General features: G+C 73.0%; 15 protein-coding genes. 6 read left to right on the top strand and 9 right to left on the bottom strand.

Annotated features, from left to right (window positions below; all coding sequences use genetic code 11):
• Nucleotides 1–6: 6 nt before the first annotated feature.
• The 5 genes from ABZX11_RS37445 to ABZX11_RS37425 are packed head-to-tail and all read right to left on the bottom strand — an operon-like array spanning nt 7 to nt 8,085.
• Entirely contained in the window at nt 7–1,611 is a 1,605-nt protein-coding gene (locus ABZX11_RS37445) for an allophanate hydrolase (protein WP_354922433.1), read from the bottom strand.
• Nucleotides 1,608–5,141 (bottom strand): urea carboxylase, encoded by a 3,534-nt coding sequence (gene uca / locus ABZX11_RS37440; RefSeq protein ID WP_354922430.1) that lies wholly within the window; start codon nt 5,139–5,141, stop codon nt 1,608–1,610. Before uca ends, ABZX11_RS37445 begins: the two co-directional genes overlap by 4 nt.
• Nucleotides 5,138–5,773 carry an urea amidolyase associated protein UAAP2 gene (locus tag ABZX11_RS37435; protein ID WP_176176130.1) on the bottom strand — a complete coding sequence of 212 codons (636 nt, stop codon included), beginning with the start codon at nt 5,771–5,773 and terminating at the stop codon, nt 5,138–5,140. The genes uca and ABZX11_RS37435 overlap by 4 nt, the downstream gene beginning before the upstream one ends.
• Nucleotides 5,770–6,603 (bottom strand): urea amidolyase associated protein UAAP1, encoded by an 834-nt coding sequence (locus ABZX11_RS37430; protein WP_176176131.1) that lies wholly within the window; start codon nt 6,601–6,603, stop codon nt 5,770–5,772. The genes ABZX11_RS37435 and ABZX11_RS37430 overlap by 4 nt, the downstream gene beginning before the upstream one ends.
• A 12-nt stretch (nt 6,604–6,615) precedes the next feature.
• Nucleotides 6,616–8,085, bottom strand: coding sequence for an amino acid permease (locus ABZX11_RS37425; RefSeq protein WP_354922425.1), 1,470 nt, complete (start codon nt 8,083–8,085; stop codon nt 6,616–6,618).
• Between the two features lie 175 nt (nt 8,086–8,260).
• Between ABZX11_RS37425 and ABZX11_RS37420 the strand changes: the two genes are divergently transcribed.
• Both ABZX11_RS37420 and ABZX11_RS37415 read left to right on the top strand, forming a co-directional pair.
• The gene (locus ABZX11_RS37420) at nt 8,261–8,926 is read left to right on the top strand and encodes a helix-turn-helix domain-containing protein (RefSeq protein ID WP_354922422.1); all 666 of its coding nucleotides are present in this window, start codon (nt 8,261–8,263) and stop codon (nt 8,924–8,926) included.
• The gene (locus ABZX11_RS37415; protein WP_354922419.1) at nt 8,923–9,957 is read left to right on the top strand and encodes a hypothetical protein; all 1,035 of its coding nucleotides are present in this window, start codon (nt 8,923–8,925) and stop codon (nt 9,955–9,957) included. Before ABZX11_RS37420 ends, ABZX11_RS37415 begins: the two co-directional genes overlap by 4 nt.
• 55 nt (nt 9,958–10,012) lie before the next feature.
• Here the strand turns inward: ABZX11_RS37415 and ABZX11_RS37410 are convergent, their stop codons facing one another.
• The 4 genes from ABZX11_RS37410 to ABZX11_RS37395 form a co-directional block, all read right to left on the bottom strand.
• Nucleotides 10,013–11,167: a toll/interleukin-1 receptor domain-containing protein gene (locus ABZX11_RS37410; RefSeq protein ID WP_354922416.1), complete on the bottom strand. Its 1,155-nt coding sequence runs from the start codon at nt 11,165–11,167 to the stop codon at nt 10,013–10,015.
• Between the two features lie 103 nt (nt 11,168–11,270).
• Complete coding sequence (locus ABZX11_RS37405; RefSeq protein ID WP_354922413.1) at nt 11,271–12,524, bottom strand: ribonuclease D; 1,254 nt, start codon at nt 12,522–12,524, stop codon at nt 11,271–11,273.
• A gap of 68 nt (nt 12,525–12,592) precedes the next feature.
• Entirely contained in the window at nt 12,593–13,309 is a 717-nt protein-coding gene (locus ABZX11_RS37400) for a response regulator transcription factor (RefSeq protein WP_033261886.1), read from the bottom strand.
• Between the two features lie 726 nt (nt 13,310–14,035).
• Entirely contained in the window at nt 14,036–14,599 is a 564-nt protein-coding gene (locus ABZX11_RS37395; protein ID WP_176176135.1) for a DUF3000 domain-containing protein, read from the bottom strand.
• 88 nt (nt 14,600–14,687) lie between these two features.
• On the opposite strand from ABZX11_RS37395, the gene hemE reads away from it, so the two are divergent.
• From hemE to ABZX11_RS37375, 4 genes are read left to right on the top strand one after another with little or no spacing between them, the layout of a single operon-like run.
• A complete protein-coding gene (gene hemE, locus ABZX11_RS37390; RefSeq protein ID WP_176176136.1) occupies nt 14,688–15,758 on the top strand; it encodes a uroporphyrinogen decarboxylase in 1,071 nt (356 codons plus the stop codon).
• Complete coding sequence (gene hemG, locus ABZX11_RS37385; RefSeq protein ID WP_354922408.1) at nt 15,755–17,155, top strand: protoporphyrinogen oxidase; 1,401 nt, start codon at nt 15,755–15,757, stop codon at nt 17,153–17,155. Before hemE ends, hemG begins: the two co-directional genes overlap by 4 nt.
• A 57-nt stretch (nt 17,156–17,212) precedes the next feature.
• Nucleotides 17,213–17,905 carry a hydrogen peroxide-dependent heme synthase gene (gene hemQ, locus ABZX11_RS37380; protein ID WP_176176138.1) on the top strand — a complete coding sequence of 231 codons (693 nt, stop codon included), beginning with the start codon at nt 17,213–17,215 and terminating at the stop codon, nt 17,903–17,905.
• Complete coding sequence (locus ABZX11_RS37375; protein ID WP_354922404.1) at nt 17,905–19,248, top strand: CoA transferase; 1,344 nt, start codon at nt 17,905–17,907, stop codon at nt 19,246–19,248. The genes hemQ and ABZX11_RS37375 overlap by 1 nt, the downstream gene beginning before the upstream one ends.
• Nucleotides 19,249–19,277 lie beyond the last annotated feature (29 nt).

The raw sequence follows: 19,277 nt of genomic DNA, 5'->3' as shown, positions 1-19,277 counted from the left end.
AACCCATTATCCGGCGCCGAGGTGCGCCAGCCACCCGCCCTTCGCCGAAATGTCCTCCGCTCCCTCCGTGGCCGACGGCTCGCAGAGGAAGCCCGGCACCCGGGTGCCGTCGGCCAGTTCGAGCTTGCCGATCGCCAGTGGCGCCGGGATTCCGGCCACGAACGAACCGAACCCCGCCGCCGGCAGGTCCCACACCTCCGCGGCGACCGAGACCCCGCCGGATGCCACCCGCACCAAGCCCGGCTTCGGCGGCACCGTGTCCAGCGCGTACAACCGGTACGCCGCCGCCGTCGAGACCGCCGACACGAACCGGCCGCCGCGGGAGGTCAGCTCGTGGTTCAGCGGCTGGCCCCTCAGGTGCGCGCCCACCACCACGATCGGGATGCGTTCGGAACGCAAACCCGCCAGCGCCGCCAGCTTCAGGTCGTCGTGCGGGGCGCCGAGGAGCATCACGCCGAACGGGCGGCCTTCCACCGTCCCCGCCGGGACCGCCAACGCGGACAGCCCGAACAGGTTGGTCGAGTTGGTGAACCGGCCCAGCCGGGCGTTGACCGCCACCGGGTCCGCCGCGACCTCCGCCAGCGTCGGGTGCTCGGTCGTCGTCGGGAGCAGGAGCGCGTCGACGCCGGCCAGCGCGACCAGCGCCTCCGCCCGCAGGCCGGCCAGCGTGGCCTGGTCGGCGAACAGCCGGTGCGCGGGGATGTCCCTGGCCGGGGCGATGATCGAACGCACCACCGGGTCGACCGCGTCCGGGTGCGCGTCGATGAACTCGCCGACCGCCGTGTACCGCTCGGCGACGAACGCGCCGCCGTACAACAGCTGCGCCGCCTCCAGGAACGCCGCAATGTCCACAGTGGTCACTTCGGCGCCCGCGGCCGCGTACTCCGCGACGGCCGCATCGAACGCCTCGGCCCAGCCCGGCGCCAAGGGACCCAGCTGTTCCGGGGCCGGGACGCCGAGCCGGAACCGTCCCGTGTGGACCTGCGCGGGCTCGGCCAGGCAGGTCAGCGCGAACGACGCCTCCTCGACCGTCCGGGCGAACAGCGACACGCAGTCGATGCTGGCGCACGCGGGCACCACACCGGCTGTCGGCAGCAGGCCCGGCGTCGGCTTGAGCCCGACGATCCCGTTGAACGCCGCCGGCACCCGGCCGGACCCCGCGGTGTCCGTGCCCAGCGCCAGGTCCACGATGCCGAGGGCGACCGCCACCGCGGACCCCGAGCTCGATCCGCCGGAGACGTAGGCCGGGTCGACGGCGTTGCGGACCGCGCCGTACGGGCTGCGCGTCCCGACCAGTCCGGTCGCGAACTGGTCCAGGTTGGTGGTGCCGAGCACCAAGGCGCCCGCCGCCCGCAGCCGCGCCACGACCGGCGCGTCGGCCTCCGGTTTGTAGGCGTATTCGGGGCAGGCCGCCGTCGTCGGCAGCCCGGCGACGTCGATGTTGCCCTTGACCGCCACGAGCTTCCCGTACAGCGGCAGGCCGCGTGACTCCGACGCGGCGGCCTCGGCCAGGACGTCGGCTTCCGGCCGGAGGTCGATCCAGATCTCCGGCCGGTCCACCTGCTCGATCCGGCGGTAAGCCGCCCGCACCCGCTCTTCGGCGGCGCTCATCCCAGCACCACCAGCGGGGTGCCGGGGGCCACCTGGTCACCGGGGGACACGAGCACCTCGACCACCTCTCCGCCCGCCGGCGCGGGGATCCGCGCCTCGGTCTTCATCGCTTCCAGCGTCACCAGGGACTGCGCGTTCTCGACGCGCTCGCCCGCGGTGACGTCGACCCGCCACACCGTCGCCGCGAACGGCGCCTCGACGACGTGCCCGCCCGGCGGTGCCTCGACCCGCGCCGGGGGCCGGGTGACCGGCTCGGGCTTCGGGTCGAACTCGCCCGCCGCCGCCCACGCCTGCCGTTCCGCCTCGAACGCCGCCGCCTGCGCCGCCCGGAACCCGGCGATGCTCTCGGCGTTGTCCGCGAGGAACTTCTGGTAGTCCGCCAGGGCGAAGGTGCCCTCGGTGGTGTCGAGTTCGAGGGTCCCGGACGCGCTCTGCGCCCGCAGGTCCAGCAACTCCTCGGCGGACACCGGGTACCAGGAGATCCGGTCGAAGAACCGCAGGTTCCACGGCTGCTCGCCGCCGCGCCAGCTGTTCCACACCTGGACCGTGCGGCCGACGAACTGGTAGCCGCCCGGACCCTCCATGCCGTAGATGCACAGGTAGGCGCCGCCGATGCCGACGGAGTTCTCCGCCGTCCACGTCCGGGCCGGGTTGTACTTGGTCGTCACCAGGCGGTGGCGCGGGTCCAGCGGCGTCGCCACCGGCGCGCCGAGGTAGACGTCGCCGAGGCCGAGCACCAGGTACTCCGCGTCGAACACCGTCCGGTACACGTCGTCCACAGTGGACAGCCCGTTGACCCGCCGGATGAACTCGATGTTCCACGGGCACCACGGCGCGTCGTCGCGGACGCCGGTCATGTACCGCTCGATCGCCTCGCGGGTGGCCGGGTCGTCCCACGACAGCGGCAGCCGCACGCTGCGGCTCGGCACGACCAGGTCGTGCGTCGGCGGCAGGTCCCGCTCCAGCTCGCGCACCAGCCCCAGTGCCTTGCCCACCGGCAGCGCGTCCGGGTCGACGTGCACCTGCAGCGACCGGATGCCCGGCGTCAGGTCCACGATCCCCGGCACGCCTTCGGCCGTCAGCCGCTCGGCCAGCGCGTGCACCCGCATCCGCAGCGCGAGGTCGAGCTTCATCTCGCCGTACTCGACCAGCAGGTTGTCGTCGCCGCTGCGGCGGTAGGTGACCGACGGCTCTGCATCCGAAGAGGACAGTCGCGCGAGGACACCGCCGTCGTCGCGCACGGGACGGCTCGGCTCGACCGCCGACGCCGGCCGCGTCCGCAGCGCCGCCGCGTGGTCGGTGCCGATCGGCACGAACCGCACGGTGTCGCCCGGCCGCAGCTGCCCGAGCTTCCACCGCTCCCCGGTGGCGACCGTCGCCGGGCAGACGAACCCGCCCAGGCTGGGCCCGTCCGGGCCGAGCAGGATCGGCAGGTCGCCGGTGTAGTCGACGGCGCCGATCGCGTACGGCGTGTCGTGGATGTTCGACGGGTGCAGGCCCGCCTCGCCGCCGTCCGGACGCGCCCACTGCGGCCGCGGCCCGACCAGCCGGACGCCGGTGCGGGCCGAGTTGAAGTGCACCTGCCAGTCCGTGGCGTAGAACGTGTCGACGTCTTCGGGGGTGAAGAACTCCGGGGCCGCGTGCGGGCCTTCGAGCGCGCCGACCGTCCAGTGTGGAGCGAAGACCGGGCGTTCCGCGCCGGCGACCGGGCCGAGCGCCGTGTCCGCCGGGGCCGGTCCGGGCCGCAGGACGTCCCCGGCGGCCAGCGCGCGGCCGCCGTGGCCGCCGAACTTGCCCAGCGTGAACGTCGACGCGCTGCCGAGGAACGCCGGCACGTCGATGCCGCCGCGTACCAGGACGTAGCTGCGCAGCCCGGCCGTGCACGCCCGGACGTCGAGCACCGCACCCGCCGGGACCTCGACGGGTGTCCACAACGGAACCTGCGCGCCGTCGACGAGCACGGTCGTCGGCGCGCCGGTGACGCACACCTCGGTGGCGTGCGAGAACCGCAGCGCCACGCCGTCCACAGTGCACTCCAGGCCAGGGGCGCCTTCGGGGTTGCCGAGCGCGAGGTTGCCCAGCCGCAGCGAACGGTCGTCCATCGGGCCGCTCGGCGGTACCCCGACGGCCCAGTACCCGGTGCGGCCCGGCCAGTCCTGCACGGTCGTCATGGTGCCACCGCGCAGGACGTCGATCCGCGGCTCCGCGTCGGCGACGTCGTCCAGGGTGGCCGTGTCGTGCGCCGCGGCACCGAAGGCCGCTTCCGCGGCCGCGGCCCGCAGCTGGCCGAGGTTGGTCTGGACGCCGTCGAACCGGGTGACGGCGAGCGCTTCCCGGAGGTGCGCCAGCGCGTCGGCGCGGTCGGTGCCGGTGCAGATCACCTTGGCCAGCAACGGGTCGTAGTGCGTGGTGATGGTCGCGCCCGGCTCGACCCACGTGTCCACGCGGGTGCCTGCGGGCAGCGTGACCCGGGTGACCAAGCCCGCGCTCGGCCGGTGTCCGGCGCCCGGGTCCTCGGCGTAGACGCGGGCTTCGACGGCGTGCCCGCGCGGGACCGGGACCGCGCGGAACATCGCGCGGTCGCCCTGGGCGAGCCGCAGCATCCAGGCGACCAGGTCGACGCCGTAGACCGCCTCGGTGACCGGGTGCTCGACCTGCAGCCGCGTGTTGACCTCCAGGAACGCCGCCTCGCCGCGTTCGGGGTCGTAGACGTACTCGACCGTGCCCGCGGACCGGTACCGCACCGACGAGCACAGCGCGACGGCGGAGTCGACCAGCTGCTTGCGGACCTCCTCGGGCAGGCCGGGCGCCGGGCACTCCTCGACGACCTTCTGGTTGCGCCGCTGCAGGGAGCAGTCGCGGGTGCCGAGGGCGAGGACCTCGCCGAAGCCGTCGCCGAAGACCTGGACCTCGACGTGCCGCGCGCGGGTCACCAGGCGTTCCAGGAAGACGCCGGAGCTGGCGAAGCTCTTGGCCGCGACACTGCGCACGGTCTCCCAGGCGGCGCGCAGCTCGTCCGGCGACGCGCAGGCGCGCATGCCGATCCCACCCCCGCCGCCGGTCGCCTTGAGCATCACCGGGTAGCCGATGTCCTCCGCACTGGCCAGTGCTTCGTCCACATCGGACAGCAGGCCGGTGCCGGCCAGCAGCGGCACGCCCGCGGCGATCGCCGCCTCGCGGGCGGTGTGCTTGCTGCCGAACACCTCCAGGTGCTCCGGCGACGGCCCGGCGAAGGCGATCCCGGCCTCTTCGCAGGCCCGCGCGAACGCCGCGTCCTCCGACAGGAAGCCGTAGCCGGGGTGGATCGCGTCGGCGCTGGTGTCGAGCGCGGCCTGGATGATCGCGTCCGCCCGCAGGTAGCTCTCCGCGGCGGGCGCCGGGCCGAGCCGGACGGCCCGGTCGGCGAGCCGCACGTGCGGGGCGAGGCGGTCGGCGTCGGAGTACACCGCGACGGTTTCGAGACCGAGTTCCCTGGCGCTGCGCAGGATCCGGACCGCGATCTCGCCGCGGTTGGCGACGAGCAGCCTCACGCGCCGACTCCCGGGGAGATGACGACCATCCGCACCGGCGTCGGGTCGAAGCCGTTGCACGGGTTGTTGATCTGCGGGCAGTTGGACACGAGGACCAGCACGTCGGTCTCCGCGCGCAGCCGGACCTCCAGGCCCGGGGCCGAGATGCCGTCGACGATGCCGAGCGTGCCGTCCGCCTCGACCGGCACGTTCATGTACCAGTTGACGTTGCTGACCAGGTCGCGCTTGCCCAGGCCCCACTTGGCGCCCTCGATGAGGAAGTTCTCGACGCAGGCGTGCTGGTACCGGGTGTGCTGGCCGTAACGGAGGCTGTTGGACTCCTTGCTGCACGCGCCGCCGATGGTGTCGTGGCGCCCGCAGGTGTCGGCGACGACGGTCAGCAACGGCGCGCCCTCCTGCGTGCGCAGCACACTGCCGGTGGTGAGGAAGATGTTGCGCTGCGCGGCGATCGTCGCGGCCGCGCTGTAGCGCTTCGACGTGTCGTTCGCGTCGTAGCAGAGGAAGTCGACGGCCTGGTTGCCGCCGAGGTCGATGATCGCCAGCTCCTGGCCCTGCTGCAGCACCGTCGAGTACGGCGCCCGCGCGGGGACGTCGACGCTGACTTCCAGCTGGGATTCGTAGGCCGTGCTCATGCGATCCCCCGTGCGGTGAGGTAGTCGGCGGTGTTCTCGAACGCGCGCTGTGCCTCCGGTGTGTGTGTCCACTCCGGACTGTCCGGGGTGGTCGGCCGGTCGCGCCAGGCCAGCACTTCGAGCTTCGACACCGTGTAGTCCGGGCGCGGGTCGACCGGGTGGGCGACGTTGGCGATCAGGACGATCGAGGGGATTTCGATCCGGAGGTCCACGGCCTTGCCTGCACCCGCGGAGCCGGTGAACTCCAGCCCGCCTTCCGGCTGGACCCGCACTCCTTGGAAGAACGACAGGCTGGGCGGCAGGTCCCGCGGGCCGAGGCCGTTCTTCGCCGCGGCCAGGGTGAACAGCCCCAGCCCCGCGGGGGAGGGGCCCTGCGGCGAGCCGTCGCCGTAGCGCTCGGCGTTGCCGTCCACAGTGGACGTCCCGCAGAGGGCGTCGTGGCGCCCGCTCGAGTCCGCGACGATGGTGGCCAGTACCCGCGCTTGGTCCGACAGCAGCGCCACCGACTCGCCGAGGTAGGCGTTCCACTGCACCTTGACGGTGTCCGCGACGTTCAGCCGCTCCCACGGCGCCTCGGCGTTGAACAGCAGCAGGTGCGCGCAGGCGTCGCCGTCGACGTCGGTCAGCCGCAGCCGCGTGCCCCGGGCCAGCACCTTGTGCGTGTACCCGCCGCCGGCCACGGTTTCGGCCCAGGTCAGCGCCTCGGGAGCGACCTCGGCCGGCGGCGCGGGCCAGGTGCTCGCCGGGATCGACGGCATCGTGTCGACCACGGTGCCGGCCTGGGCGCGGGCGTGGTCGCGCGCTCCGTAGGTCGTCGCGGTGGTGCTCATGGTCGTCCTCTCTCAGGTCGCGGGTTCGAGGGCGGGAGCGGGGCGCAGGCGCAGCCAGCAGAGCCAGCCGATCACCAGTGCGCCGCCGACGAACTCTATCGGGAACAGGAGCATCCAGGGGGAGCCCGAACCGGCGAGATCGTAGATCTCCGCGCGGGGCCAGGCGATGTTGACGATCATGGCGATGCCGTACAGAACCGCTGCTCCGTTCAGCGGTACGCCCCAGCGGCCCAGGGAGAACCGGCCCGGCTCGGCCGGGAACCGCCCGCGCAGCCGGTGCACCAGCAGCGGGCCCGTCACCAGCAGGTAGGCCAGGTAGACGATCACCACCGACGTCCCGGTGATCGTGCTGAACAGCGTCGGGTTGCCGACGTTGAGCAGCAGCAGCCCGATGGCCAGCGCGCCGGACAGCAGCGCGGGCGCGACCGGCGTGCCGGTGCGGGGGCTGACCCCGGCGAGGCGGGCGGAGGCGGGCAGCGCGCCGTCGCGGGCCATCGCGTAGATCAGCCGGACGGTGCCGGTCTGGATGGTGAGGGTGCAGACGACGACGGCGATCGCGACGTCGGCGAGGAAGACCCGGCCGAGGGTGTCACCGAAGACGGCGGTGATCACGTACGGCAGGCCCTTGCCGGCGAGCTGCCCGTCGGTGAGGCTCGGCGCGGCCATCAGGGCGGTGACGACCACGGCGAGGCCGCCGATGCCGGAGACGAGCACGGCCCGCAGCACCGCCCGCGGCGCCGTCCGGCGCGCGTTCTTCGTCTCTTCGGCGACCGACGCGGCGGTGTCGAAGCCGTAGAGGACGTAGGCGGCCATGAGCGCCGAAGCGAGCACGCCGCCGATCCCGGCGCTGGTGCCGGGTGCGTCGTGCAGCACCACCTGCGGCCCGCGCACGGCGAACAGGAGCAGCCCGGTGACGAGGACGACGACCCCGAGCAGTTCGGCGGCGACGCCGACGTCGTTGATCCGCGCCATCAGCCGGACGCCGCCGGCGTTGACGGCGGTGGTGAAGACGAGCAGCACGGTGCCGAGCAGCACGGCGTTGGCCGCGCCGGTCGGCGACGTCACCGACGGGTCGCCGCCGACGAACTGGAAGCCGTCCCACACCGACGGCAGCACGACCTGCAGCGCGATCGCCGCGGCGGCGAGGGCGACGATGCAGCCGAGCAGCATCATCCAGCCGGCGAGCCAGCCGAGGAAGCCCTTGGTCAGCTGTTTCGCCCACTGGTACACGGATCCGGCGAGCGGGTAGCGGGCGGCGAGTTCGGCGAAGTTGAGGGCGACGAGCAGCTGGCCGGCCAGCACGACCGGCCACGTCCAGAAGAACAGCGGGCCGCCGAAGGTGTAGCCGAAGCCGAAGAGCTGGAAGACGGTGGTGAGGATGGAGACGAAGGAAAAGCCGGCGGCGAAGGCGGAGAACCCGCCCAGCGACCGGCGGAGTTCCTGGCGGTAACCGAAGGCGGTGAGTTCGTCGGGCGGTGTCATGCGGTCTCCTTGTTTCGATCGCTTGACAGAAATTAGGTCGCCGTCACGACGCGGCGGTCTCCGTCGTGTTAGGGGTGCGTTAACGGCCGGAGCGACCCGGCGTCAATGGCGACATCCGGGCGTAACCGCACCTGCCGTGCGCGTGTCGCGCCCGCAGACCTGGCAAGATCACGGGGTGGTCAAAGGGTCGGGAGTCGGCAGGCCGAGGGCGAGCGGGGCGGCGGCGAGCCGTCCGGACGCGCGCCAGGCCGTGCTCGACGCGGCGGGGGAGTTGTTCACCGGAGCGGGGTACGCGGCCACGACGACGCGGGCGATCGCCGAACGCGCGGGCCTGCGCCAAGCCTCGCTGTACTACCACTTCCCGGCCAAGGAGGACATCCTCGCGGCGCTGCTGGCCGAGACGGTCCGCCCGTCACTGGCACTGGCGGCCCGGCTGGTGGCCGGCGGCGCCCCGGCGGCGGTCCGGTTGTGGGCGCTGGCGTACGCGGACATCGGCTTGCTGGGCGGCGCCCGGCACAACCTGGGCGCGTTGTACCTGCTGCCGGAGGTCGGCTCGCCGAACCTGGCCCGCTTCCGCACGGAACGAGCGGAGCTGAAGGCGGCGTACGGCCGCCTGGTGGCGGCTTCCGGGGTGGCGCCCGCGGCCGTCGCGATCCGGACGGACCTGGTCTTCGGGCTGGTGGAGAGCATCGCGGTGATCCGCCGCGACGACCCGGCACTGGACGTCGAGGCCCACGTCCGCGAGGGCGCCGACGGGGTGGTCCGGCTGGTGGGCCTGCCCGAGCCGACGGACGAGCTGCGGGCGGAGGCGCACGCGCTGCTGGCCGCCCTCGCGGAATGAGCGTGGATCGCCTCCGCGGCGAGATCGCCTGGCTGCACGCGAAGCTGCAGCGGCGTCGCCGCCAGGACGACCTGACGGCGCTCGAGCTGCGGGGTGAGATCGCGGACCGGCTGGCCGAGCTGCGCGACCCGGGGGCGGAGGCTTGGCTGCGTGCGCTGGTAGCGGACCAGACCCGCGTGTTCGGCGCGCGCCACCACGCGACGCTGGCGTCCTGGTTCCTCATCGCCGTCCGCTGCTCGCAGACCGGGCGCGTGGACGAGGCGGTGGAGCTGTTCTCGTCGGTGCGCTCGGCGTATGCGTACGTGCGCGGGCCGGACCACGACGCGGTCAAGCACTGCGGCCGCGGGATCGTGACCGCGCTGTTCGACGCGGGCCGGTACGCGTCGGCGATCGACGCCTGCCGGGCGCTGGGTGAGTTCACGTCCGAGCTCGTCCGCGCCCAGGTGGAGCTGGCGAGGTTCGACGACGCCGAGCAGTCCCTCCGCGCGGCCCCGCCCGAGTGGGCGCCGGTGGTCCGGTTCCTGCGCACGACGATCCAGGCCGAACTGGGTGCCCCGGGCCCGTTGATCGAGGCGATGCGCGAAGAACTGGCCGACGGCACAGGTGATCAGGAGGCGGCCCGGATGTGGCTGGCGTACGGGTTGCTGCTGGCGGGCGAGCCGGCGGAAGCGGCGGACCTGGCATCGTCGGTGGTGGCGGCCCGGGTGGTCCACCCCGGCCCGGAGGACCGGTTGACGTGGGAAGCGCGGGTGCTGCTGGGCCGTGCGCTGGCGGAGACGGACCGCTTGGCGGACGCGGAGCACTACGCACAGGCGGCGCTGGTCTCGGCACCGTTGCCGCCGGGGCACCCGGACTTGCTGCACGCGTTGGCCACGGTGGCCCGCGTCCAGTCCCGCCGCGGGGAGTGGGCGGCGGCGGTGGAGACATACGAGTTCGCGGTCGAGGGGTTCGCGGCGGTGCTGGGGGCGGAGCACCCGCAGACCATGAAGACGGGGGAGGCCCTGGCAGAGGCGCGAAGCCGAGCCTCCTGACAAGCCCGGCCACGAACGGCACCCAGGGCCCCCGCGAGGCCGTCCGTGGCGACGGTCACGGCTTCGGGGTGGCGGAAACCGGCAGAAGCGGGCCAACCGGCGTCGGCTGCAGATCCTGAAGACCACGAAGCGTCCGGATGCCCAGCTGGATCGACTGAGCCCCCACGCGAAGAGGCCTGATCGCGGCCCGCAGCGGGGCGTTGATCACTTCCACCGGGCGGATTTGGTCTAGGAAGGTGGTGATGGCGGTCTCCACCTCCTCCAGCTCTCCCAGCATTTCGACGAATTCCGCGTATTCCTTACCGGCCTGGGCCACCATCTCGGGACTGCCGTGCGAGGTCATGAGCTGCATGTACGAGCGCATGATGCTGTCGGTTTCGGCGATTGTGGCTTCGAACGCCGTACCTACCTGCTGGATGTTCACCGACAGCGGCTTGACGGTTTCGGCGGTACGGGCCACTCGTTCCTTGATGAAGTCCTGGGTTTGGCCCTCCATGTCCGCGGTCGCCTGCTGCATTTCGGCGGCGAGTGCGTGCAGTGAGACGGTGATGCTGCCGAGTTGCTGTTCGAGAATCCCGCCGACCTCGGTGAGCCTTTCGACGTACTCCTGGAGGCCGGGCGTGTCCTCGTCCGGCGCGTCGGCGGCCGGGATCGGTGACTCGGTCTTCTGCATTTCCGCCAACCGGCTCTCGGCCGACTGGATCGCCTTGATCAGCTTCCCGGCCACGACGGCCATCATCCGGCGCCACTCCGCGGTCCCGGCGCCGGCGAGCACCGCCTCCTCGATGTCGATGTACTGCAGCTTCTCGATGATGCGGATGTTCGCGTCGTCGCTGTTCTCGGTGATGAGGTTCTTCCCCAGCACGATCAGGGGAAGGATGAGCTGGGTGAGACCCAGTTCGTTGGCCTTGGCGTAAAACGCGGTGAGCTCTTCCCGGCAGGCACTGCTTTCGTAGAAGTAGTTCATGGAGATGACTGGGATGAAGACCATTGCGGCATTGATCCCGTCCTGGATCCGGGTACGCCAGTCTTCGCCCCACCCGATGCTCTCGCGGTCGACGAAGACTTCGATCTTGCGTCCGTGCGCGGAGGCGCAGAACTGTTCGAGGGAAGCCTTCAGCGGGGTGACGAAGTTCAGGAAACTGTCGTCTTCGTGGGTGAAACTGAGAAAACACTGGACCGCGGGCTGGTCGGACATGAAGTCGGTCATCGAGCGCACTTTCGCCGAAGATCTGGATTTCGGCGAGAGTAGATCAACGAGCGCGCGAACCCCGGTCCCCGCGCGACACTGGCCGGGGACTGTCGTGGATCTGTCAGGAAGCCGTGGCCTGCAGGGCCTTGCTCAGTGCCGCCGCTGTCAGTTCCACCTGCCACGGCCGGGCCCCACCCGCGCGGAGCACCTCCGCCACCGAATCCTCGTCCGTCTCCGCCGGTGGCCGCCAGCACGTTCGGCGTACCAGGTCCGGCAGCAGCAGGTTCTCCACCGGCAGCCGGCGGTCCTCCGCGATCGCCGTCAGCGCCGCGCGGGCCGCCGAGAGGCGGGCCGCCGCGTCCGGGTCCTTGTCCGCCCAGCGGTTCACCGGGGGCGGGCCGTCCGTCGGCTGCGAAGGCGACGGGAGCTCCGAAGCGGGCAACGCGCGAGCCGCCTGCAGGTGGCGGAGCCAGCTCGCCGTGTACTTGCGCTGGACGCGGCCGCTGAACACCGGCAGCGCCTGGAGCTCCTCCACCGTCTTGGGGTCGGCCGTGACCGCGTTGACGATCGCGCTGTCCGGCAGGATGCGGCTGGGCGCGCGGTCGCGCTTGCGGGCCAGCTCGTCGCGGGCCTGCCACAGCTCGCGGACCGCCGCGAGGCCGCGCGGGCTGCGGATCTTGTGGACGCCGGACGTCCGGCGCCACGGCTCGGCCCGCGGGGGCGGCGGCGGGGCCGTCCGCACGAACTCGAACTCCTGCCGCGCCCACTCCAGCTTGCCCTGGGCGCCCAGCTCCGCTTCCAGCTTCTCCCGCAGCTGGACGAGCAGCTCGACGTCGAGGGCGGCGTAGTTCAGCCAGTCGACCGGCAGCGGCCGCTTCGACCAGTCGGCCGCGCTGTGGCCCTTCTCGAGGGTGTATCCCAGCAGCAGCTCGACCAGCGTCCCCAGCGCGACGCGTTCGTAGCCCGCCAGCCGGCCGGCCAGCTCGGTGTCGAACAGCGCCGCCGGGCGCAGGCCCAGCTCGGCGAGACAGGGAAGGTCCTGGGAGGCCGCGTGCAGCACCCACTCCAGGTCGTTGAGGACGTCGCGCAGCGGCTGGAGGTCGTCGGCCAGTGCGATCGGGTCGATCAGCACCGTGCCGGAACCCTCGCGGCGCAGCTGCACGAGGTAGGCCTTGGGCCAGTACCGGTAGCCGGACGCGCGTTCGGTGTCGACGGCGACCGCTCCGGAGCCCGCGGCGAGCTTCGCGCAGGTCTCGGCCAGCGCGGCAGCGTCGGTGATCACCGGGGGCGTGCCCTCGGCGGGTTCGCGTAGCAGCACAGGGCCGCCCGTGGACTCGATCTCCATCCCGGTGTCCTCGGCCTCTGCACTTCCCATGGTTGACGACCCTACGGGACGGGCATACCGCGCCTGGTCTGCCCGCCCCGCAGGGCTGTTCGCTTGCGTCAGCGGATCACGCCGGCTCGCATGGCCAGCGCCACCATCTGGGCCCGGTCGCCCGTGCCGAGCTTGCGCCCGATCCGGGACAGGTGGGACTTGACGGTGAGGGCGGAGAGCGAGAGCTCTTCGCCGATCTCCTTGTTGGACTGCCCGTCGGCGACCAGCTGGAGCACCTCCACCTCGCGAGCGGACAGCTCGCGCGGGGTGTTGTCGGTGCCCGCGACGCGGGTCCCGGTGGCCAGCACCGGAGCCACGCTCGGGTCGGCGTAGACGCCGCCCTCGAGCACGCGCCGCACGCCGTCGGTCACCACGACCGGCGACGCGGACTTCAGCAGGTACGCCTGGGCCCCGGCCTGGAAGGCCGAGCGGACCGCGTACGGGTCGTCCGAGGATGCGAGGACCACCACGCGCGGCCAGCCGTGGCTACGGAGTTCCGTGACCAGCTCGATGCCGCTGCCGTCCGGCAGTCCGAGATCGAGGATCGCCAGGTCACAAGGCCCGGTGGCCTGTGCTCGCGCCCTCGCCTCGGCCACCGTGGCGGCTTCGTGGACGGTGCCCGCACCCATCTGTGCGAGTCTTGCTGCGATTGCCTCCCTCAACAGCGGGTGGTCATCGACCACCAGTACCGAAAAGAGCTCTTCCCGCGGGTGCGGAACCATGCTCGCCGGCAACGCGCCGGCTGGCGTGGATCGGACGGCCTGAGAAATGCCGACGGTAGCCACGTCACTACCTCCCTGGAGTCGGTCGTGCCCCCCGACCGGCACCGGGACCTTCGGCCGTTCAGCCGCGCCAGCTTTAGACCGAAAGTGGTGTCGTCGAAGGCACTGTAGCCGTCCTGAGGCCGTTGCGGGGGGATCGAATGGGTATCTATCTCAAACGAACAGTCACTCAGTGGGTTCGTCGTAACACGATCGGGCTAGTACACGGCCGGTTGCTAACGGATAGCCGAGCGAACACGATGCTAAGGAGTTACCGGCGTCCAAATGGCCGTGCAGATGAAGCGTGCAGCTTCCGGTGCGCCTAGTGACCAGGGGCCGGATGGGCTCCCCCAACCCTCGGAATGTGGCTCCGGCCGGGGCATGATCAACTCTGCCGACCGGCCGCGCGAGCGCTTGCCGAGGCCGGTCGTCGTCACGGTCCGTGTCCGTTTCGGGGTGCCGGTGGCGGCCCGGAGCGTGATTTGATCTTGTTGCGGTGCGTGACCGCGTGGAGTCACGAACGAGGAGACGTGAAACGCCCTCGTAGTCCGTGACGGACACCCGGGCGTCCCGGGACACCATCCCCGCTGTTCGGCGCGTCTGGGGGCGTCTCAGGGCTCGGCACCGCGAGTGAACGGCGTTCAGCGGACGTGAATTTTGCTCACATCCGTACAAGACGGCTTCCCGGGACGGCCGGTCACGGCCCGCCGTTGCCGATTCGTTGCCGAAGATCGCCCGGTCGGCCGGGGTTCAGGAGCCCTGGCGCTGCCCGAAGAGGGTCACCCCGACCGGGGGCAGCCCCACGACGCTCGCCATCACCTGGCAGAAGGCCTGCCCGTGGGGCAGCAGCCCGGAGTCCGTCGGCGTCCACGACGCCCGCAACTCGAGGTCGTCGGTCCTGGCGGGGCCGGAGATGTCGCCGAAGCGGGCCGACGAGGTCTCGGTCACCGTGCCGCCGAGGGCCTTCCAGCTCGCGCCGGACACTTCCAGCGCGTCGGTGAGCCACGACCAGCCGACCGCCGGCAGGAACGGGTCGGTCGCCAGCTCCCGGTCCAGCTCCGCGCGCACGTACATGACGAGCCGCAGCACGCCGTCCCAGCCGTCCTGGCCCTCCGGGTCGTGCAGCAGGACCAGCCGGCCCGAGGCCAGCACGTCGGCCGGCCCGGCCACTTCGCAGCTGACCGCGTACGACCACGGCGCGAGCCGCTGCGGAGCGCGCATCGGCTCCAGCAGCACCTCCCGGCGGGGCCGGACGGACTGCAGCGCCGCGACTGCTTCGCGGAAGAGTTCGGGCACTGGCGTCATCGCGGTCACGCACCGACTTTAGGGCGGGCACGCCCTGTTGCGGGCGCAGGCGCGCCGAGAGAACGGCCCGACCGGGCTCGTGGCACGATTGACGGCGATGTCTCAGACCACGCCCCTGCCGCGCCAGGCCGCCCCGTCCGGCCGCCGCGAGCTGCCCGAAGCCCCGTTCCTGGCCGCCGCGCGCGGCGAACGCCCGGCCCGCACGCCCGTCTGGTTCATGCGCCAGGCCGGCCGCTCGCTGCCCGAGTACCGCGCGCTGCGCGAGGGCGTGCCGATGCTCGACGCCTGTTTCGACCCGGAGATGCTCGCCGAGATCACGCTGCAGCCGGTCCGCCGCCACGGCGTCGACGCGGCGATCCTGTTCAGCGACATCGTGGTGCCGCTCAAGGCGGCCGGGGTCGACATCGACATCGTGCCCGGCACCGGCCCGGTGGCCGCCGCGCCGGTGCGCGACCTCGCCGCCGTGAAGGCGCTGCCGGAGCTGGCGCCCGAGCAGGTCGCGAAGGTCGCCGACGGCGTCCGGCTGCTGGTCGAGCGGCTCGGCGAGACCCCGCTGATCGGCTTCGCGGGCGCCCCGTTCACGCTGGCCAGCTACCTCATCGAGGGCGGCCCCAGCCGCAACCACGAGCACACCAAGGCGCTGATGCACTCGGAGCCCGCGCTCTGGCACGAGCTGGCCGGCCGTCTGGCCGACGTCGCGCTGACGTTCCTGCGCGCCCAGCTCGACGCCGGCGTCGACGCGGTCCAGCTGTTCGACTCCTGGGCGGGCGCGCTGTCGGAGCGGGACTACCGCGAGTTCGTCCTGCCCCACTCGGCGAAGGTCCTCGCCGGTGTCGCGGAGTACGGCGTGCCGCGGATCCACTTCGGCGTCGGCACCGGCGAGCTGCTCGCCGCGATGCGCGACGCGGGCGCGGACGTCGTCGGCGTCGACTGGCGGATCCCGCTGGACGAAGCGGTGCGGCGCCTCGGTGGCCGCGCGGTCGTGCAGGGCAACCTCGACCCGGCGCTGCTGCACGCGTCCTGGCCGGTCCTCGAAGCCGAGGTCCGCCGGATCGTCGAAGAGGGCAAGGCGGCCGACGGCCACATCTTCAACCTGGGCCACGGCGTGCTCCCGGGCGTCGACCCCGACGTGCTGACCCGCGTGGTCGGGCTGGTGCACGAGCTGTGAAGCGCGTCGCGGTCGTCGGCGGCGGCGTCTCCGGGCTGACCGCCGCGTACCGGCTGCGGCAGCTGCTCGGCCCCGAGGCCGAGATCACCGTCTTCGAGAAGACGACCGCGCCGGGCGGCAAGCTGCGCACCGCCGAGCTCGCCGGGGTGCCTTACGACGTCGGTGCCGAGGCGTTCCTCGTCCGCCGTCCCGAGATGCTGGGCCTGGTCCGCGAGCTGGGGCTCGACGTCGTCCACCCGACGAAGGCCCGCGCGAAGATCCACGCCGGCGGCGCCGTCACCGGGCTGCCGCCGGGCACGGTGATGGGGGTGCCGGCGTCCGCGGAGTCGGTGGCCGGGGTGCTGTCGGAAGCCGGCCGCAAGGCGGTCGAGGCCGAGCCGTCGCTGCCCGAGCTGCGGCTGCCGGGCGGTGACCTGCCGCTGGGGCCGCTGCTGCGCGAGCGCTTCGGCGACGAACTGGTGGACCGGCTGGTCGACCCGCTGCTCGGCGGCGTCTACGCGGGCGGCGCCGACGGCCTCGGCCTGCGCGCGACCATGCCCGGCCTGGCCGCCGCGCTGGCGGCGGGCGCGGGCTCGCTGACCGCGGCGGCCGCCGCCCAGCTGCCGTCGAACCCGTCGACGGCGCCGGTGTTCGGCACCGTCCCCGGCGGCCTCGGCGCGGTGATCGACCGGCTCACCGCGGCGTCCGGCGCCGAGCTGCGGACCGGCCTGCCGGTCTGCGAGATCGCGCGGCACGGCACCGCCTGGCGGCTGCGCATCGGCGCGGCGCCGACCGCGCACGCCCCCGCGGACAACCTCGCCGAGGTGGACGCCGTGCTGCTCGCGGTGCCCGCGCCGTCGGCCCGTCGGCTGCTCGCCGACGTCGTCCCGGCCGCCTCGGCCGCCTTCGGCGAGGTCGAGCTGGCGTCGATGGCCGTGGTCGCGCTGGCGCTGCCGCCCGGCACCGCGCTGCCCGAGGCGTCGGGGATCCTGATCGGCCAGGGCGAGCGGGACGCTTCCGGCGTGCCGTACGCGTCGAAGGCGTTCACCTTCTCTTCCCGGAAGTGGGGCCACTTCGGCCGCGGCCCGGTCCTGGTCCGCGGCTCGGTCGGCCGGTTCGGCGAGCCGGGCGCGCTGCAGTTCGACGACGTCGAGCTGGTCCGCGTGGTCCGCGACGACCTCGCCCGGCTGACCGGCGTGACGGCGGCCCCGATCGAGACGCTGGTGACCCGGTGGGGCGGCGGCCTGCCGCAGTACGGCACCGGGCACCTGGAGCGGGTCGAGCGGATCGAGAAGGCCGTGGCGGCCGTGCCGGGACTGGCGGTCGCCGGGGCGACCCTGCACGGCGTCGGGTTGCCTGCCTGCGTGGCCACCGCGGAGGCGGCGGCGCAGCGGATCGCGGCCCACCTCTCTTCGTGAGTGCGCCTCACCTGACCCGTGAGGGCGGCCCGGCGCCCGCGGTGACAGGATGGACTCATGGCGCGGGTCAACTACAACGAGCTCAACGACACCATCCGCTACACGACCTGGTCGGTCTTCCGGATCGAACCGGGCAGGCTGGGTGAGGACCGGGGAACCGCCGGCCGTGAGACCACGGAGTACCTGGACGGTCTCGAAGCCAAGGGCGTCGCCGTGCGCGGCGTCTACGACCTGTCCGCGCTGCGCGCCGACGCCGACTACATGATCTGGTGGCACGCCGAGGAGATCGAGCAGGTCCAGGCCGCCTACGCCGGGTTCCGCCGGACGCCGCTGGGCCGCGCGTCGACGCCGGTCTGGAGCCAGACCGCGCTGCACCGGCCCGCCGAGTTCAACAAGAGCCACATCCCGGCCTTCCTGGCCGGGGAAGAGGCGCGCAAGTACGTCTGCGTCTACCCGTTCGTGCGGTCCTACGAGTGGTACCTGCTGCCGGACGCCGAGCGCCGCAAGATGCTCGCCGACCACGGCAAGGAAGCCCGCGACTACCCGGACGTGCGCGCGAACACCGTCGCGTCGTTCGCGCTGGGCGACTACGAGTGGATCCTCGCCTTCGAGGCCGACGAGCTGCACCGGATCGTCGACCTCATGCGCCACCTGCGCGGCACCGAGGCGCGGCTGCACGTGCGCGAGGAAATCCCGTTCTACACCGGCACCCGCGTGCCGCCGGCCGAGCTCGTCGCGGCGCTCCCGTAGTGCGCGACATCGTCTCGGGGGTCTGGGACGCCCTCACCGGGTCCGCGCCGGGGCCCTTCGAACTGACCGGCACCGAGGACGTGCTGCCCGGCCCGTACCGGGTGGCGGCGGCCGCCACCGCGTCGATCGCGGCGGCCACCCTGGCGGCCGCGGAGATGCTCCGCCTGCGCGACATCGAGCCGGGCGTGGTCACCGCGGACACCCGGCACGCGGCGGCGGCGTTCCGCAGCGAGCAGCTGCTGAAGGTGGACGGTGCCGGCGCGGAGTCCGTCTGGGCACCGCTGTCGGGCGACTACCGCACGGCGGACGGCTGGGTGCGCCTGCACTGCAACTACCCACGGCACGAAGCGGCGGTGTGCTGGGGCCTCGGCGTGCCCGGGACGCGCGGCGCGGTCGAGAAGGCGGTCGCCGGGCGGAGCGCGCGGGAGGTCGAGCACGCGGTCGTCGCCGCCGGGGGAGCGGCCGCCGAGCTGCGGTCCCCGGCGGAGTGGGCGGCGCACCCGCAGGGGCAGGCGGTGGCTTCACTGCCGCTGGTTTCGCTTTCCCCGGTCGCCGACGCGCCGAAGAGGACGTTGTTCTACTCGGACCGGCCGCTGGGCGGCATCCGGGTGCTGGAGCTGACGCACGTGCTGGCGGGCCCGGTGGCCGGCCGCGTACTGGCAGCGCACGGCGCGGACGTCCTGCACGTCGGGGCCGCGCACCTGCCGCGGGTCGAGGCGCTGGTGCGCGACACGAACCAGGGCAAGCGCTCGACGTTCGTCGCCCTGGACACCGAGGGCGGCCGCGCGCGGCTGAAGAAGCTGATCAGCCGGGCGGACGTGCTGGTGCAGTCGTTCCGGCCGGGCGCGCTGGCGAAGATCGGCTTCGGCACGGAGGAGCTGGCCGAGCTGCGGCCGGGCCTGGTGGTCGCGGACCTGAGCGCATACGGCTGGGAGGGCCCGTGGGCCCGCCGGCGCGGGTTCGACAGCCTGGTCCAGATGTCGAGCGGCCTGGCGTTCGGCGACCCGCCGTCGCCGCTCCCGGTCCAGGCTTTGGACCACGCCACGGGCTGGCTCACGGCGGCGGCGGTGATGACGGCGCTGCACCGCCAGGTGACCGACGGAGGCACGTGGCGGGCCCGGCTGTCCCTGGCCGGGACGGGCCGGTGGCTGGATTCTTTGGGGCGCAGAGATTCGGCTTTGGCTTCGGCCGGCGTCGACTTCGGCGACCTGCTGGAGGAGGCGGACAGCGGGTACGGGCGGCTGACGCGGGTGAAGATGGCGGGTGGGTTGCCGGGGGCGCAGCCTTACTGGGAGTTCGGGACGCGGGAGCCGGGAGTCGACAAACCGACCTGGACACCCTAGCGGCGCCGCAGCCGGTCCCGCCCCGGAGC

Origin of the sequence: Amycolatopsis sp. NPDC004169 (assembly GCF_040610315.1) — a bacterium.
Taxonomy (GTDB): Bacteria; Actinomycetota; Actinomycetes; order Mycobacteriales; family Pseudonocardiaceae; genus Amycolatopsis.
This window is presented reverse-complemented; position numbering and strand designations above follow the sequence as displayed.